The organism is Bdellovibrionota bacterium (assembly GCA_040386775.1).
Lineage (GTDB): Bacteria > Bdellovibrionota > Bdellovibrionia > Bdellovibrionales > JAEYZS01 > JAEYZS01.
In genome coordinates this window covers 99,794-115,181 of the sequence record JAZKEU010000008.1, presented here as the reverse complement: position 1 = coordinate 115,181, position 15,388 = coordinate 99,794, and the positions used below count along the sequence as shown (strand labels likewise).

The 15,388-nt window shown below is 38.4% G+C and carries 16 protein-coding genes; 5 read left to right on the top strand and 11 right to left on the bottom strand.

Features of this window, described 5'->3' with window-relative positions:
* Positions 1-25 precede the first annotated feature (25 nt).
* The 4 genes from V4596_03460 to V4596_03445 are packed head-to-tail and all read right to left on the bottom strand — an operon-like array spanning position 26 to position 3,220.
* Complete coding sequence (locus V4596_03460; protein ID MES2768180.1) at positions 26-439, bottom strand: low affinity iron permease family protein; 414 nt, start codon at positions 437-439, stop codon at positions 26-28.
* Between the two features lie 23 nt (positions 440-462).
* Positions 463-1,755 (bottom strand): FAD-dependent oxidoreductase, encoded by a 1,293-nt coding sequence (locus V4596_03455; GenBank protein MES2768179.1) that lies wholly within the window; start codon positions 1,753-1,755, stop codon positions 463-465.
* Positions 1,756-1,800: 45 nt separating this feature from the next.
* Positions 1,801-2,511, bottom strand: coding sequence for a hypothetical protein (locus V4596_03450; protein MES2768178.1), 711 nt, complete (start codon positions 2,509-2,511; stop codon positions 1,801-1,803).
* Between the two features lie 13 nt (positions 2,512-2,524).
* Positions 2,525-3,220: a hypothetical protein gene (locus tag V4596_03445; protein ID MES2768177.1), complete on the bottom strand. Its 696-nt coding sequence runs from the start codon at positions 3,218-3,220 to the stop codon at positions 2,525-2,527.
* Positions 3,221-3,414: 194 nt separating this feature from the next.
* Between V4596_03445 and V4596_03440 the strand changes: the two genes are divergently transcribed.
* Entirely contained in the window at positions 3,415-4,317 is a 903-nt protein-coding gene (locus tag V4596_03440) for a trypsin-like peptidase domain-containing protein (protein MES2768176.1), read from the top strand.
* Positions 4,318-4,353: 36 nt separating this feature from the next.
* On the opposite strand, the gene V4596_03435 is transcribed toward V4596_03440, so the two are convergent.
* From V4596_03435 to V4596_03415, 5 genes are all read right to left on the bottom strand, one after another.
* Positions 4,354-5,181, bottom strand: coding sequence for a hypothetical protein (locus V4596_03435; protein MES2768175.1), 828 nt, complete (start codon positions 5,179-5,181; stop codon positions 4,354-4,356).
* Positions 5,069-5,803 carry a TPM domain-containing protein gene (locus V4596_03430; GenBank protein ID MES2768174.1) on the bottom strand — a complete coding sequence of 245 codons (735 nt, stop codon included), beginning with the start codon at positions 5,801-5,803 and terminating at the stop codon, positions 5,069-5,071. Before V4596_03430 ends, V4596_03435 begins: the two co-directional genes overlap by 113 nt.
* Positions 5,803-6,396: a LemA family protein gene (locus V4596_03425; GenBank protein MES2768173.1), complete on the bottom strand. Its 594-nt coding sequence runs from the start codon at positions 6,394-6,396 to the stop codon at positions 5,803-5,805. The genes V4596_03430 and V4596_03425 overlap by 1 nt, the downstream gene beginning before the upstream one ends.
* A gap of 151 nt (positions 6,397-6,547) precedes the next feature.
* On the bottom strand, positions 6,548-8,434 hold the full coding sequence (locus V4596_03420) for a hypothetical protein (GenBank protein MES2768172.1): 1,887 nt from the start codon (positions 8,432-8,434) through the stop codon (positions 6,548-6,550).
* Positions 8,435-8,569: 135 nt separating this feature from the next.
* A complete protein-coding gene (locus V4596_03415) occupies positions 8,570-9,571 on the bottom strand; it encodes a tryptophan--tRNA ligase (protein ID MES2768171.1) in 1,002 nt (333 codons plus the stop codon).
* Positions 9,572-9,662: 91 nt separating this feature from the next.
* Here V4596_03415 and rarD point away from each other — a divergent pair, with 91 nt between their 5' ends.
* From rarD to V4596_03400, 3 genes are read left to right on the top strand one after another with little or no spacing between them, the layout of a single operon-like run.
* Positions 9,663-10,550, top strand: coding sequence for an EamA family transporter RarD (rarD, locus tag V4596_03410; GenBank protein MES2768170.1), 888 nt, complete (start codon positions 9,663-9,665; stop codon positions 10,548-10,550).
* 44 nt (positions 10,551-10,594) lie between these two features.
* Positions 10,595-11,305: a ZIP family metal transporter gene (locus tag V4596_03405; GenBank protein MES2768169.1), complete on the top strand. Its 711-nt coding sequence runs from the start codon at positions 10,595-10,597 to the stop codon at positions 11,303-11,305.
* 16 nt (positions 11,306-11,321) lie between these two features.
* Positions 11,322-12,119, top strand: coding sequence for a DUF1338 domain-containing protein (locus tag V4596_03400; protein MES2768168.1), 798 nt, complete (start codon positions 11,322-11,324; stop codon positions 12,117-12,119).
* 169 nt (positions 12,120-12,288) lie between these two features.
* Here V4596_03400 and V4596_03395 read toward each other — a convergent pair whose 3' ends face one another.
* Together V4596_03395 and V4596_03390 are read right to left on the bottom strand one after the other, a co-directional pair.
* Positions 12,289-12,837 (bottom strand): hypothetical protein, encoded by a 549-nt coding sequence (locus tag V4596_03395; protein MES2768167.1) that lies wholly within the window; start codon positions 12,835-12,837, stop codon positions 12,289-12,291.
* Between the two features lie 303 nt (positions 12,838-13,140).
* The gene (locus V4596_03390) at positions 13,141-14,061 is read right to left on the bottom strand and encodes an HNH endonuclease signature motif containing protein (GenBank protein MES2768166.1); all 921 of its coding nucleotides are present in this window, start codon (positions 14,059-14,061) and stop codon (positions 13,141-13,143) included.
* 843 nt (positions 14,062-14,904) lie between these two features.
* On the opposite strand from V4596_03390, the gene V4596_03385 reads away from it, so the two are divergent.
* On the top strand, positions 14,905-15,388 hold a 484-nt coding region (locus tag V4596_03385), incomplete at its 3' end, for a hypothetical protein (protein MES2768165.1).

Here is a 15,388-nt window from a genome sequence, read left to right as displayed (position 1 = left end):
CCTCTATCCAAGCGACTAAAGAAATTTAGTCGCTTTTCACGTCACAAATTTCTGTATCTATACCACCACTTTTAATGTCCTTACGGGCATTTGCGGCGATTTCTTCATATCTTCCTCGAATACGCTCAAGCTCAGATTCCTCAAGCTCCTCGAGATCTAGAAGCGCATTGTGCGCGCCTTTTGTGACCCGAATCAATTCATCAAGCTTTACTTGAAGTGCTGCCGTGTCTCTATTCTGAGTATTTTGAATGAGGAATACCATTAAGAATGTGATGATGGTTGTTCCTGTATTGATAATGAGCTGCCAAGTATCACTGAAGCCAAAGACTGGCCCAGTCACTCCCCAAACTATAATTATAAATACAGCTAAAACAAAAGTTATCGGCCTACCCGTAGCTCTTGAAGCCCATCTTGCAAATTTTCTGAATAGGCTTTCCATATGTTCTCCTTAGAGAAAATTGATCAGAAGCGGTCTGCCTCGAATGGTTTTGGATCTACATATGGTTTTTCACCATAGATCAACTCACCTGCAAGTCTCGCCGACCCTGGAGCGGATTGTAAGCCCAACATTTGATGACCTGTACAATAAAATAAATTGCTCCATTTCTTAGAAAATCCAATGATTGGAACTCCATCTGGAGTGCAAGGTCTTAAGCCTCTCCACAACTCTTCGATTTCAAATTGTGGCGGAAGCTTTAAATATTCTTTTGAGCCTTTAATGATCGCATTCACTCTTCTTGTCGTGATAGCGAAATCAATTTTCACAAGCTCTAGAGTTCCTGCCAAACGCACAGAATCTTTTCTCGGAGTTACTGCAATCTTTCTTTCAATAATCATGATTGGATGTAGAGGCTTAGTTCCAGGAGTTAAACTAGTATCTTTAACAATTAAGCTATAGCCTTTTCCGCCCATGATCGGAATACTTGTGTTCAGCTTCTTGCCGATACCTTCAGACCAGCTCCCTAAAGCAAAAACAACGAGGTCAGCTTCAAAAGTTCCTCTTGTGGTTAATACTTTCTTGATTTTATTTCCTTCGAACTCAAAATCATAAACTTCAGTGTTTCCTTGAGTGTATCCACCTAAGTCTTCAAATTCTTTAAGGATAGTTTTTACTGTGTCTAGTGGCTCTGCGTGAGCTTCACCCGTAAAGTAAACTCCACCTTTAATCATTTCAGGTCTAAGTGAAGGTTCGAAATTTACAATCTCTTCTGCGGACATTTTTTTGCCTGCAATTCCACGTGTAGCCATTAGGTCTAGCTCTTCATGCGCAGCCTGAACACCCGATGGAGTTCCGCTCACCATGAGTAGACCTTTATTTTGGAAATCAAATTTTTGGGGATTTCTTTCATTCAACTTGGAATAAAAATTTAAACTGTCTTTTGAAATTTCTGTAAGAACGTCAATCGACTGATTCATTTTCTTACCGTTCATGTTTTTCATAAAATGAAAAAGCCATTGAAACAAAATCATGCTGGGCTGAGGTTTAATGTAAAGTGGACTCTCTGGATCTAGCATCCACTTCATGGATTTCCAGAACATTCCAGGCTGCGGAAGTGGCATCGCAAAACATGGAGTGATCCACCCTGCATTTCCATAAGAGCAACCAAGTCCTGGGTTAACTTTATCAATCAGAGTTACTTTTCTACCCTTGGATTGAAGCTCTCTAGCAACCGATACTCCAACAATACCTGCGCCCAATACCAATACGTCGACTTTTTTTGTACCTGAATTTATGTCTGAATTATGCTGTGTCATGGAGTCCATTTAAAGATTATTTTTTGGACTTAGTCAATTCCTGTGTCAATTCCGTGTCAAAAGATTCGCGATTTCTTTTGAGCGATCTTGCACCATGGGAATCTTAGAATTTTGGCCTATTTTTACAGCATCTATAAGATGATTCAAAACATTGGAATTAGCCGTTTGAAGGTCTTGAGTTTGTACGAAAGTTTTAATGCGATTTAACGCGACAATTTGCGGATAACTGAGCGTAACATTATTCACGTTGTCCATGTGCGGATCTCTTTGAGAATTTGTTACACCACAGTTTTCAAGGCTTAAGCAAGGCTCTTCAGAAAGAATGTTTTTCAAAAACTCCGCATCCTCAGATCTTGTCAGCTCACGACCAATCAAGAAAGCAATAGTTCCCTTGTCGTTTAGACTTTCCGCCTTAAGATCTTTATACATATCCACCAAAGCATCTTTGTCTTCATTAGATAGATTTTTAAGATCCGTATCCATCCTAGGATCGTTATCATTTTTTCCAGCTAAAATTTCTTTTAGAATAGAAATTTTTCTCAGAGTTGCAGGAGAATAACCGGTAGAATAACCAGTTTGAGCTTGTCCAGATGACACAAGCTCCACTGCCGTCTCTGCGGGCGCGATCATTTCTTCGACTAGCGGAACCTCATTTTCAATTTCAGATGAGGCTAAACGATTCGAAGGAGTCTTTAAATTGTAAATAGCAATAATACAAAAGATCGCTAAAATTATCAGGACGGTTTTTTTTGTCATTCAAGTCTACTTTCTATAACAAAGCAGCAGAAGTTTCGAAGTCTTTCTTCATATCCGCTTTTGCTTTTGCATCAATAACTCTTTTCATTTGGTCTTGAGCATAAACATCAGCATCCATTTTGACTTTCTCATTGCAGCTATCACAGAACTTGGAAATATTTTTTATCATAATTGTAGATGAACCATAAGAACCGAGTGGAGTCACGTCACATGCAGCTTCACCAGCCAATGTAGCGCCTGTCCAGATCGATTTGATTTCCTTACCGTCTTCTCCCAAGAATGGAGTTGGACAAGTCGCGTGGGACCAATTGCCGTTCTCGGATTCTGTGTGACGAGCTTCATGATAAACAACCATGAGTCTTGCAACCTGAGGATGTTCAAACTTGATGTAGTTATCCGTAATGAACATTTTCTTACCAAGGAATGGGTACACACAAGCCACCGCATTTCCACCACCACAGGCATTTTTACCGATGGATTTAATTCTTTCTTCAAAAAAAGATTTGTAACTTGCGCCATCTACTTTTCCGAAGATTTTTTGATGAAGCGGAGTTTGGTTTGAGCCTTGAACTGTGTTCATGAAGTTCAAATCTTGGTTCATTTGATCTTGAATATTTGCTGGAACATTGCTGTCAAATTCAACAGCCGTTACCGATACAGAAATAAGCATTGCAACTAGAGCAATTGCATAATTTTTTGTAATTCTCATTATCCCCCCTTGGATTGTCATTCAGTCAAAAATTGTATTTCCGTAAGACTTGGAGTCAAATGTAATAATGTAATAATTACTCGGTCACAGATAATGCCGCAGTGCGATTGAGAAGACTTTGAAGTGCTCTTTAATTCGTTTTGACAACGCTAACCTGAGAAAAGAAACTCTCGCAAATTCCAAAGGGGGGATCCATGTCGTTTATTTCTATTTCCAAATTTAAATCACTAGCATTAATTTTCGTTTTTACAGTAGTTACATCCAATGCATTTGCGTTTCCACTTCCAAGAGGAAATCAGCAAGAGCTTTCAATTAGAAGTACAAAAGCCTTTAAATTCTTAAATGATCTAGAAGCTCAGAAGTACAATTTCGAAGGTATCGTGAAACTTTCAAATTGTTCAGGCAGCCTGATCAGATATGAGAACTCTAAAGAAACAGACCTCGCACTTATTCTCACAAATGGACATTGTTTAGATTTAGATCAAGGGTTCTTAGATCCAGGACAAGTTATTTATAACCAGCCAATGGAAAGATCTTTTGGCCTTTACAATGCTTCTGCAGAAATTGTTGGAAGATTGACTTCGACTCATATCGTTTATGGAACAATGACTTTAACAGACATGTCGATTTACAGACTCAACGAAACGTATGCAGACATTAAAGCAAAGTACAACGTAAGCCCGCTTGTTCTTTCTTCAAATAAAGCAAGCCCCGCTGATCCTATTGAAGTGATTTCTGGCTACTGGAAAAAAGGCTACTCTTGCTCTATCGAAAAATTCGTTGGAACTCTTTTAGAAGACGCTTGGACATTTAAGGATTCGATCCGGTACACAGAACCAGGTTGCGACACTATCGGCGGAACCTCTGGATCACCAATCATTAATCCAGTTACAAGACAAGTTGTTGGCGTTAACAACACTAGCAATGAAGATGGACAAGTTTGCACAATGAACAATCCCTGTGAAGTTGATGAAAACGGAAACAAAAAAGCTTACCAAGGTATTTCTTACGGACAACAAACTTACTGGGTTTACTCTTGCTTAACCGAAGCAAACGAAATCAACCTTTTAAAAGAAGGCTGCTTACTGCCTCGCTAATAGGTACATGACTGTCGCCCATCCGTGGCGACAGCCTCAGTCCTTAATCACTAAATGATTCTCTAATTCATCGGGGTTTTTAGGTTGGCTTGGAAAGTGTTGGCTTAGAATTTCTCCGCACTTTGTGATAGCAGTCTTTAAACCTTCTGCCGTTTTATTTTCTTTTACCGCGTTCACAATGAGGCCTACAATTTCTTGCCAAGTTTCCTTGGGAATTTTCTTAGAGATAGCTTCATCGCCCAAGACTACGGTTTGTCTCTCCATAAGAGAAATAAAAATTAAAATTCCAGTTTTAAATTCTGTTTTTGTTACGTGGTTCAAATAGAATTCCAACAGAGCTCTCTCTCCCACTTGCGTAGACATCTCCTCCTCTGAGATCAAAAGTCTTTGGATACACTTAGAACACGTCAGTTTCAACGAGATAAGATAGAATACTCCTGTTAAAATAGAGAGCGCTACATAAGGACCAATCACCGCAAAAATGTTAGAAAAGTAAATTTTGAATTCATGATCTAGAAAATTAAATCCATTAAGTAAGAAAAATAAAATCAAAAGCAAACAGGTCAGCAATGTTGGCAAATGCCTCACCGACGATGATCTTCGTACAATAACTGGAACAATTTCTCCTGAAGTTTTGGACTCAGCCTTCTTCACCGTTTCTGAAACGCTGTTGATTTCTTGTTCTGATAAAAATTTATAAATCCAATTTGGGTATTTCATATCTATCATTTTTTCCTTAACCATCTTCGCACTACCATCTACCGCTTGCGCCGCCACCGCTGAAGCCGCCTCCACCGCCGCCAAAGCCACCGCTTCCTCCAAATCCACCACCAAAACCTCCGCCGCCACCCCAATGTGAACCACGGTACCTTCTGCTGCCACCAATTCTTCCACCTGTGATGAAGCTTAAAAATTTAATGATGAGAATGATAATTACAAAAAATAAAAATCCAAATCCACCACCAATATCTCTTCCCGATAAACGATTGCGGTTAAAAGCATTTTTATTAGAATGCTGAATGATGGTTGGATCTATTTTTTGTGCAATGGCGGCCACACCAGTTATTAAGCCACTAGATAAATTTGAACTGCGAATTGTAGGAATAATGATATCTTCAATGATTCTATTGGCCGTGGCATCTGGGATCGTGCCCTCTAAGCCCTGACCTACCTCAATACGTACGGCTCTGTCTTCAACTGCTGCTATAAGAAGAATGCCATTGTCCTTGTCTTTTGATCCCAATTTCCATTGATCAGCAATTTTAATTCCAATTTGCTCAATCGTCTGACCTTCCAGTGAAGGAATCGTAACTAAGACCAACTGCGCTTGCCCAGAATCATAGAGTTTTCGAATGATTCCTGAAGCAAGTTTCTCGTCATCGTAATTGATAACTTTAGCTTGATCAACAACAGGTCCCGTAAGGTTTGGAACTTTAAAAGCAAAAGCACTGATTGAAAATAAAAAAACTAAAAAGAAAGCTTTCATTACATTTTTACTTCTGGAGCTTTCTCAATTGTAGTTTTCTCTTCTGCCGTCACATCCCACTGAGGCATTTTTTCGTGATGATAAAAAAGTGAATTTGTCCAACTGTAAGGAGGAACTGTTACGAGGTTGTTAAATTCTTTGATGGATTCTATGTATCTTTGTCTGGCCACTGTGATTCTATTTTCAGTTCCCTCAAGTTGAGCTTGAAGATCTCTGAAATTTGCATCTGCCTTAAGTTGTGGATAATTTTCTGAAACCATCAATAAACGACCCAACGCCTGAGACAACTGTCCTTGAGCTTGCTGATATTTTACTAAATCTTCAGAACTTACTTTAGAAGGATCGATTGTAACTTGGGTAGCCTTGGCTCTAGCCTCTACAACACCTTCTAAAGTTTCTTTTTCGTGTTTTGCATATCCTTTAACCACTGAAACTAAATTTGGAATAAGATCAGCTCTTCTTTTATACTGATTTGTAATTTCAGACAGCGAAGCATCCACCGCATTTTTTTGCTGAGGAATAGATTGCACTCCACATCCAGATAAAAATGCAGTCATTAATAAACAGATAATTAAAATACTAAGATTTTTCACGAACAAACTCCGTTGTTAGTCTTTTGTTAGTCTTAGAGCAAAAGCACTAAGGGTTTATGCAGTGCCTAGTATAGTATTCAAAAAAAATTAAAATGCAACTGCAAACATCTTGCTATTTTGCTCTGATGATTTTAATGATGAATTAAAAAAATTAGTTTTGAAAGTCTGGCTTTGTGCTTGCTTCAATCGAAGTGGGCCACAAATTACTTCCTATCACTAGCTCTGAATTTTTATTTAAAAGACTCACGTGAGTATTTAACCATCTTGTAAGTCTTTTTACTTCAAAGTCTGTTTTGGGAACTCTTACCCCCGAAATTATGTTCAAGTCTACACTCTCTGTTTTAGACTTGTAGCAAAGATCTGGAGCAAAGAGAGGATCATATCTCATGCAAGGCGTTCCTGCTGTGACCTCTGATCCATCAAAGTATTGAATCTCAACTTGCGCAAAGCTGTTGTCTTTAGCAGCGGCAAATGTAAATTTAGAAATTTTATGATTAGAGTTTAAATAGGGGGCCCTGAATGGAACCGTAACTTTTACTCCCTCTTCTTCTTTGTATGTCGAGTGTTTTAAAATAAAGGATCTCAGCATCGAAGACACAGTCTGCCAACCGGTCGCCACATTGAGAGCGCAATGGCTACCATTTTGAAACTCTACAATGCCCACCTGCGAATTTTTATTTTGAGTCTTTTTTAAAAGCTCATCACTATTGAATATAGATTGAACCAAAAAGTCATCTCTTGAATGCACAATCAATGTTGGTGTTGTCACCTGATCTACATACTGAACAAAATTATTGTATTCCCAAAAATCTGAGAAATCATGAACTCTTTTTCCTTCAAACGGAAGACCATTGAGTGGGGTCTTTGATGTCTTCTCTTTGTAATGCCAAAGCGTAGACTTTGTTGAAGCATCGTACATTTGTTTTTGTGTCCATAAGCCACTAGGATCCAAATATTGCCTTAGTATTGGAATCCTATCGTACACGTCTTTTAAAGTTTGATTGGTGAGGATCGCATAGTAGATCCCAGCGATTGTAGGCTCAAATACGCTTTTAATTGTTGGCTCTAAATTCACCACAGGGCAAAGTGCGATGGCACTTTTAATTTTAGTCTTAGAGTTTTGCTCAAAGGAATTGTATAAACTTGAATACAATACTCCATGACTTCCTAAGCTCACACCCACCACGTGGATGTCTTCAATAAGATCTTTATATCTAGGATCTGCACTCACCATATCTACGATCTTTTGAATTTGTCTTCCCTCGTCCATTCCCCCAAGAGCAACGGCACCGTTTTGCTTCATGTAGTCTGTACCGGTGACACTTGCCAAATAAAGAATATGAAAAGGACTTTCTTCAAACAGATGCATAAAAAAGTTTCTTGTCACTTCTCCATCAGCGGCGTTGGAATAAACACCAGATTTAAAAATAACTAAAGGCCTTTTTCCTGACTTCAAACCCAACATGGCTTTGATTCTAGAAAGGTCTTCAAACTCGATATCGATATTCTTGATTGTGTTGCCGGTAATGTCATACTTTGTATTGGCAAACTTAAGTACCGCTGCAATGTTGTTTGTATTGTATCTCGAAAGCTCTCTTTCGCAACGATTTGCCCATGACTGCAAGCTTTGAGCAAGATTTGAAGTTGGTCCATTATAAGAAGAAACAATTTTGTCTACCTCTGTTCTGTAACATTGAGGAGTGATATGAGAATTATAACTGCCGTCAGGCGTGTAGCCAAAGAGTAGAATATTTTTACTTTTCTCTACATCCACTTCCGTTTCATGGACTTCCATGGCTTGAATTTCACCTTCAGCTTTATCATCAACCTTAGAAGTCACACCATAATCTGCATCTTCTCTTAACATCTCTGCCGTTAAATCTTCAGCTTTTAGAGGAAGTCCAGTCACTGGATGAAATGCTGTGAACTCACTGACCTGGGTCGGTGTCTGGATGCTTTCAGAATTTTCCTTTGAACAAGATACTGTCATTAAAAGAACTGCTGCTAAAACAAGACTTTTATATACTACTGGTTGCATCGAATTACTCCTAAACTCTATATAGAGAATTTCGGAGTCTTAAAAACCAAACTAAAAGTACTGCTTTAACTTTTTACCTGGAAATAGGTCCTATTGATTAGGACTAAAAAATTGCGACCTTGGTATTGTTCTAAACTAATTCATTCCGATAGATTGTCTGACTCTTTTTAGAACTGCTCTCGCCTGAAGTCTAGCTCGCTCTGCACCTTCTGCCAGGATGCTATCAAGCTCAGTTTTGTCCGACATGAGCGCTAAATACTTATCTCTCATCGGTGCAAGATGCGCATCCATGGCTTCAAAGAGAAGTTGTTTTGCATCTCCCCACCCGATTCCTGTTTCATACTTCATGGCAAGGTCTTTGATCTGCGTGGGATTTGCAAATTCTTTATACAAAGTGAAGATCACAGAATCATTTGTAGATTTTGGAGCTTCTGGAGGCAAGGAATCCGTTTTGATTTTCATGACGAGCTTTCTCATCTTTGCGGAGTCCATAAACATTGGAATCGTATTGTCGTAGCTCTTAGACATTTTTCTGCCATCCAATCCTGGAACTATTTTTGCGTCTTTTTGAACAGAAAATTCTGGAACTTTTAAAACTTGAGTTTTGTAAGTGTGATTTACTTTTTGCGCGAGATCTCTTGCGATCTCTAGATGCTGGATCTGATCCTCGCCTACCGGAACTAAATCTGTGTCGAAGCTCAAAATATCACTCGCCATCAAAATAGGATAATTATAAAGACCCATATTCACGCCAGAATCTAAATCCGATTTTCCTTCTTGTTCGTTTTCCTGCACGCGCGCTTTGTACGCATGAGCTCTATTCATCAAACCTTTGGGTGAAAAACACGAAAGGATCCAGAAGATTTCGAAAACTTCATGGACATCGGATTGGCGATAAATAATATTTTTCTTCGGATCAAGGCCAGCGGCTATCCACGATGCGGCCACATCATAAGTGAGCTCTTTCAGTTCTTTTGGATCTGGAATGGTTGTGAGAGCATGGTAATCAGCAATGAAAAATAAAGATTGGGTAAAATGTTGGGCGTGACTTAAAGCTGGTCGAATTGCTCCAATATAATTCCCAATATGAACTTTCCCTGTGGGTTTAACTCCTGTCAGTACAACTTTATCTGCCATTGCATCTCCGTCTTGGTAAAGTCATGGTACTCCAATCCAAACCCAAAAGTCATTGCTAAATAGTATGAATGGGCCTAATATTTTCTGATTCATGAAGACATCATCAGACGATTCAAAAGGACTTCTAGCTGCCATCACTTGTTATATGCTTTGGGGACTCGTCCCTATATTCTGGAAACAACTCAAGCATATTCCAGCTTTAGAATTGATCAACCACCGAGTGATTTGGTCGGTGGTTATATTATTAGTTATTATTTTGGCGCAAAAAAGGTTCAAAACTTACGTACATGGTTTTCTAACAGCAAAGTCCTTTTTTACTCTGCTCTTAACTACGATTTTAATTTCTACCAATTGGTTGATCTTTATTTGGGCGGTCAATGAAAACCATATCCTCGATACTTCGCTGGGTTATTACATCAATCCAATTTTAAATATATTTTTGGGTAGCTTGATCCTAAAGGAAAAGCTTTCAAAACTTCAGAAGTGGGCCGTGGCCGTGGCGGCCATTGGTGTTTTGTCCCTCATCATCAGTATTGGTTACTTGCCTTGGATATCTTTAGTGATTGCCCTTTCTTTTGCGCTCTATGGATTTGTTAGAAAGATTGCTCCCATGGATCCTGTGATTGGACTTGCTCAAGAGGCCAGCCTTTTGCTCGTTCCGGCCTTAACTTATTTGTATTATCTTGAGGGCCAAGGGCGAAGTTCTTTTGGACACAACGGGTTTGATTCGGTGATGCTTTTTATGTGCGGAGTGATCACTACGGTTCCTTTGCTTCTCTTCTTGTTCAGTCTTAAAAGAATTAAACTTTCTACAATTGGGATCTTGCAGTTTATTACGCCGACGACGACCTTCTTTTTGGCAGTTTTTTACTATGGGGAGCCTTTTGAGAAGGCAAAGATCTTTGCGTTTGCACTCATTTGGCTTTCAGTAGGCATGTATATTTCTGATCTGAGACTAAAAGGTCAATCCAAACCCTAAAGACTACTTGATTCAATCTCACCATACTCTATAATGAGATTTCTATGATCATAGTTGCATCAGTTACATTATTTTTAACCACGTTTGTATTTGCTCTCCTTCCTATTGTTTGGGAGAAAAAATCCTTACAGATCAACCCTCTTTTGAGTTTTTGTAGTGGCGTTTTAATTGCTACGGCGTTTTTATATATGCTTCCGACGGCCTTTAGAATGAGCGGGTCCGATGCGGGGTTTTATGTTTTACTTGGATTTTTAATTCTTTATATCACTGAACGATTCATTATGGTTCATCCTTGCCAAGAGCATGGGTGCGTTTCTCACACTGTAGGGATTTCTGCTTTTATTGGACTTTCACTTCATTGCCTTTTAACAGGATTTTCTGTAGGGATTGCTATTCAATCTACAGATACGGTTCAGCTTTTAACGCCTTTTCTTACAGCCGTAGTGGCGCATAAAATTCCGGAGAGCTTTTCGTTATCCACTCTGCTTATTAAGTCTCAGCTTAAGAACAAGAACGTTGTGTGGTTTATTTTGATGTATTGCCTTATGACGCCAGCGGGAATTTTCTTATCTAAGTATTCTTTGGATTTAACGATCAATTCGTCTTTAAATATCTTGATTGCTGTGTCTACCGGCACATTTATTTATATCGCAACGAGTGATCTTTTACCGCAAGTTCATCACAAGGGGCGTAATCGCTTTATTCATCTTGCACTTTTTATTGCAGGGCTTAGTATTATATATATCTTAAAGTAAAGATATAGGAGCCAATATGGCAGCAGATCAAATTCTCAAAAAACTTTGGACTCAATACACAGAACTCAATCCTCAAGCACGAGTGATTCACAGACTCCTTGAGGAACGTGGCGAAAAGGTATTGAATGACCACGTCGCTTTCAGAACTTATAGACATCCTAAATTGGGAATCGAAAGTCTGGCAAAAGAATTTCGCAAACATGGGTATGAAAATAAGGGCGAATATCACTTTGAGGAAAAGAAGTTGTACGCGATTCACTTAGAGCACAAAGATCTGACTCAACCAAAAATTTTTATTAGCGAACTCTTAACTGAAAAATTTCCGAAGCACACTCAAAACATCATCAATTCGCTTTGTGAGAAAGTCACTGCGGCGCAAACTGACTCTCCTGAATTCTGCATTTCCGGAAGACCTTGGGATATCGATTACAAAACATATCAAGAACTTTTAAGTGTCAGTGAGTACGCTGGCTGGATGAGTGCTTTTGGTTTTTGCGCAAATCACTTTACGGTCAACGTCAACGCGCTAAAGACTTTTAAAACACTTGCTGAACTAAACGAGTTGTTAAAATCCAACGGCTTTCAACTGAATGCGAGCGGCGGAGAGATCAAGGGCGGCCCTTCAGTATTCCTAGAGCAGTCCTCTACTCTGGCAGGCAAGATGAAAGTAAAATTCACGGACGGCACTCACGAAATTCCAAGCTGCTATTATGAATTCGCAAAGCGCTACAATCTTCCAAACGGCGAACTCTATCACGGCTTTGTCGAAAAATCGGCAGACAAGATCTTTGAATCAACGGATACGAAGAGGTAGGTCCTTCAAGTTATATGTCGGTAAAAACTTAAAACGCCGATCATTTAATCGGCGTTTTAATAGAGTATGGTGTGTATTAGTTAGAAGATTAAATTCAGAACTAATTACTTTCTCATCATGTATTCTTGAAGAATAACTTTAATTGCTGGGATAAGTTCATTAGATAGTTTTACTTGCAAATAATTGCACTAAGGTAATTTTTTATTGCACCATTAGTCGCCGTATAGCTATCACCTACCATGTCGGTTCGCGCTCTCTCTAGTTTAGCAACTCCATTCCTGTCTAAGTGAGCCATCGTCTCTTCACTACAGTTATGGTCAGTCCCATCCTCATAGCCAAGAAATACTCCGTATTCACCATATACTCGACGACAATTTATTACGATTTCAGCGCCTATTTCAAAACTAGATCTATATTGCTTCTTTGAAGTTAGGGCGACATCAGCTGCATCATAAAAGTTAACAGCAGCAGTTTTTCCCAGATATCGGCAAACTTGGTCGAAATTGTTTCCTTTACTCTGAGGGATATAGATTAAATATTTTTCTCCATTTATATGAAGTCTAGGCTCTGTAAATGTGGTATTTCCGCTTGGTAAAACAGCTGAACTCAGACTGCTTGCTCCTTCAGGTACGGTCACAATAAGTTTGGAATTATAAATATTTCTTTCCTGTGCAAACACACCGCTAGAAAAAATAAAGATAATCAGAAATTGCTTCATAAACTCTCCTTTAAATTCAGATACCGTTCGAAAGTTTGTTGGATTAATTTCCAGTATTATCAAACTGAACGATCCTTTGTGTAGCCTGCTTAACTAACATAAATTCTTATCGGCTACACAAATTCTTATCAGCTAGCTAATAGATAGTGTGGCGCTCAACTGCCACAAGAGTATTTTATATGTGGCAAATATCTTGCCACGGTAAAAAACTTAAAATTCACTGGCTGCTTTGTTACGCTCCTAAATACCATCCTTCTTAATTATATAACATCTGAGATCTACAACTCCTCTTGCTTTTCGTAGCTAAAATCGAACTCCAGATTCCTTTTGGTATTTATACTTATTATGTTGGGAACAAAGCACTTGGAGGTTGTCTATATGGTGATTCCCACCCGCCCATCTTGAAGTTTTATGGTCTATCTCAAGGGCAAATGTGCTTTTACAAATCTCTCCAGTTTTAGCGTCTTTGTATTGGCAGCACATTTGTTGGGATAAAATTATTTTCTTGGTTTTAAGACTTAAAGTCTTGTTTGATTCATTTGCGATATTTCCAATCCTATTCACTGCCGGAGCGGAAGTGGATCTCTTGTTTTCATTTAAAAACTTATCAGACAAAACTTCGATCACTTCAGCAAGACCGGTTCCTTGGTTGTTTTGAAGTAATTTGTGTGCGTTCATATCTTTGCACTTTAAAAGTTTCTCGTATTGAGTTTTGGTCAGCGTTATCTGAAGATGTACAGATTCATCTTTTTGAATCTGATTCTGTTCAGGTTGCTTGAGATTTAAATCCAACTCCTGTGCCAGTAACTTTTGAGTTTCAAATGAACTCTTGTTTTCTATCTTCTGCAAGAGATCACTTTTAACCGCCGAAGTTATCTTTTCGGAAGATTCCCTCTCTTTTTGCTTTATGGCCTTTGCGAACTCCCCCACTTGCGTAAGATTCAAAGTTCCTTTTTCAATCTTCTCTGCCAAAACTGGAACTTCTCTCAAAAGTCTTGAGGCTTCAATTCTTCTTTGAGCCGCCGAAGAAGAATATCCTAATTTTTTAGTGAGATACTCAAAAAGACTAGAGCACGCTCTTTCTAAATAAATTTTTCTTTTATCTACTTCCCTAATATGCAAAAGAATAAGATGAAGAAGTTTTCTTTCACTGGAGATTAGTTCTTTAAGTTTATTCTCCAGAGCTATATTTGAAAGGGTATTTATTTTTACATTTGCATTCATAATCCTTATCTCCACTGTTCGCGAATTAATAAATTACAGGAATATATATCACGCCTTTTTAAATCTAGTTTTTCGAAGTGTGACTGCATGATTTTTTAATATTGGATAAAAGTGATTAAATTGCTATTAACGAAAAATAAAATTTTAAATCTAAAAAATTTAACTTCTCCGAAATATTCTTGTCTAGAGACAACCTACCGCCTTGAATAACATGTCAATCTCGAATTGAATTTAAAAAATATTATTTGAATTTTACGCGGCGGGTTCCGCTACAAAAACTTTCGGTGTCGACGGGCACCTTTTAGTAAAAAACTTTGGTGTCAGCGGACATCTTCCTGCAATGGTGATATGGATAAGAAAGATACATTTTGATCACTTCCGCTCCGGCAGTAAGATTTGTCGCTTACTGAAACTCTTCTTGAAGTTGAATGTAATTAAATCAAAATGCATAAGTTGAATTTTGTTTTGAGCTTATGGATGCGATAACAATTTCTATGGATAGAATTTTTTTGATTCTAATTATTGCTGTTCAAATCAAAAGGTCCTGTAAAAATGTCTGACAATATTATTGGATTAGAATTTTTTTTTGATCGACTTGTCGTGAATTGAAACGCATCAATTCTGTTTTGCTTTGAGAATAATTATGTTTCCCTAAGTCTTTGGTCTAGGTTTTCTCAAATGAATCCGTAGTTTGTGAGTCGTGAATCAAAAATATATTTATTAAAAACTATACAACTTTTTGTCAGGATCTAACTTTTAGCCAGCTTTCAGGACTTTTAGCTAACTGATCGCACTTCACCCGTGGCATGCAGACTGCAATTAAGCTCCCAAGGGAGATTTTTTATGAAAAAATATTTTTTGAAGTCAGCAGCACTGTCTATGGTTATCTTAAGTTCAGTTGCTTGTAACAAGCAGATGGAATTTGATAAGCTATCTTTAAGTAACCAGAACATACAAAATCCCGACGAATGCAATGCCACCGAACTGGCCGTGATACATCCTACCGAAGTCAAACAAGACGAAGTCTTTAATATGTCTGTAAATAGAATTCACGGAGTATGGTCTTTAGTAAAAGGCGCAACTCAAGTAGATATTGAAGGAGCAACCGTAAGTACTTCTCTAAATGAGATTGGAGTTTACTCAGTATTCTTAGTTGCAACCAACGCTTGTGGTGAAGAAGAAGGTCACGAGTTCTTTATTACTGTAATAGAAAAAGATCCAGTTGATCCAGTTGACCCAGTTGATCCAGTTGACCCAGTTGACCCAGTTGATCCAGTTGATCCAGTTGATCCAGTTGATCCAGTTGATCCAGTTGATCCAGTTGATC

What these genes read in the sequence shown, in the direction of transcription:
- V4596_03450 (MES2768178.1), bottom strand. Translation starts at nt 2,511, where the DNA reads ATGACAAAAAAAACCGTCCTGATAATTTTAGCGATCTTTTGTATTATT.
- V4596_03415 (MES2768171.1), bottom strand. Translation starts at nt 9,571, where the DNA reads ATGGCAGATAAAGTTGTACTGACAGGAGTTAAACCCACAGGGAAAGTT.
- V4596_03440 (MES2768176.1), top strand. Translation starts at nt 3,415, where the DNA reads ATGTCGTTTATTTCTATTTCCAAATTTAAATCACTAGCATTAATTTTC.
- V4596_03395 (MES2768167.1), bottom strand. Translation starts at nt 12,837, where the DNA reads ATGAAGCAATTTCTGATTATCTTTATTTTTTCTAGCGGTGTGTTTGCA.
- V4596_03455 (MES2768179.1), bottom strand. Translation starts at nt 1,755, where the DNA reads ATGACACAGCATAATTCAGACATAAATTCAGGTACAAAAAAAGTCGAC.
- V4596_03445 (MES2768177.1), bottom strand. Translation starts at nt 3,220, where the DNA reads ATGAGAATTACAAAAAATTATGCAATTGCTCTAGTTGCAATGCTTATT.
- rarD (MES2768170.1), top strand. Translation starts at nt 9,663, where the DNA reads ATGAAGACATCATCAGACGATTCAAAAGGACTTCTAGCTGCCATCACT.
- V4596_03390 (MES2768166.1), bottom strand. Translation starts at nt 14,061, where the DNA reads ATGAATGCAAATGTAAAAATAAATACCCTTTCAAATATAGCTCTGGAG.
- V4596_03420 (MES2768172.1), bottom strand. Translation starts at nt 8,434, where the DNA reads ATGCAACCAGTAGTATATAAAAGTCTTGTTTTAGCAGCAGTTCTTTTA.
- V4596_03400 (MES2768168.1), top strand. Translation starts at nt 11,322, where the DNA reads ATGGCAGCAGATCAAATTCTCAAAAAACTTTGGACTCAATACACAGAA.
- V4596_03405 (MES2768169.1), top strand. Translation starts at nt 10,595, where the DNA reads ATGATCATAGTTGCATCAGTTACATTATTTTTAACCACGTTTGTATTT.
- V4596_03430 (MES2768174.1), bottom strand. Translation starts at nt 5,803, where the DNA reads ATGAAAGCTTTCTTTTTAGTTTTTTTATTTTCAATCAGTGCTTTTGCT.
- V4596_03460 (MES2768180.1), bottom strand. Translation starts at nt 439, where the DNA reads ATGGAAAGCCTATTCAGAAAATTTGCAAGATGGGCTTCAAGAGCTACG.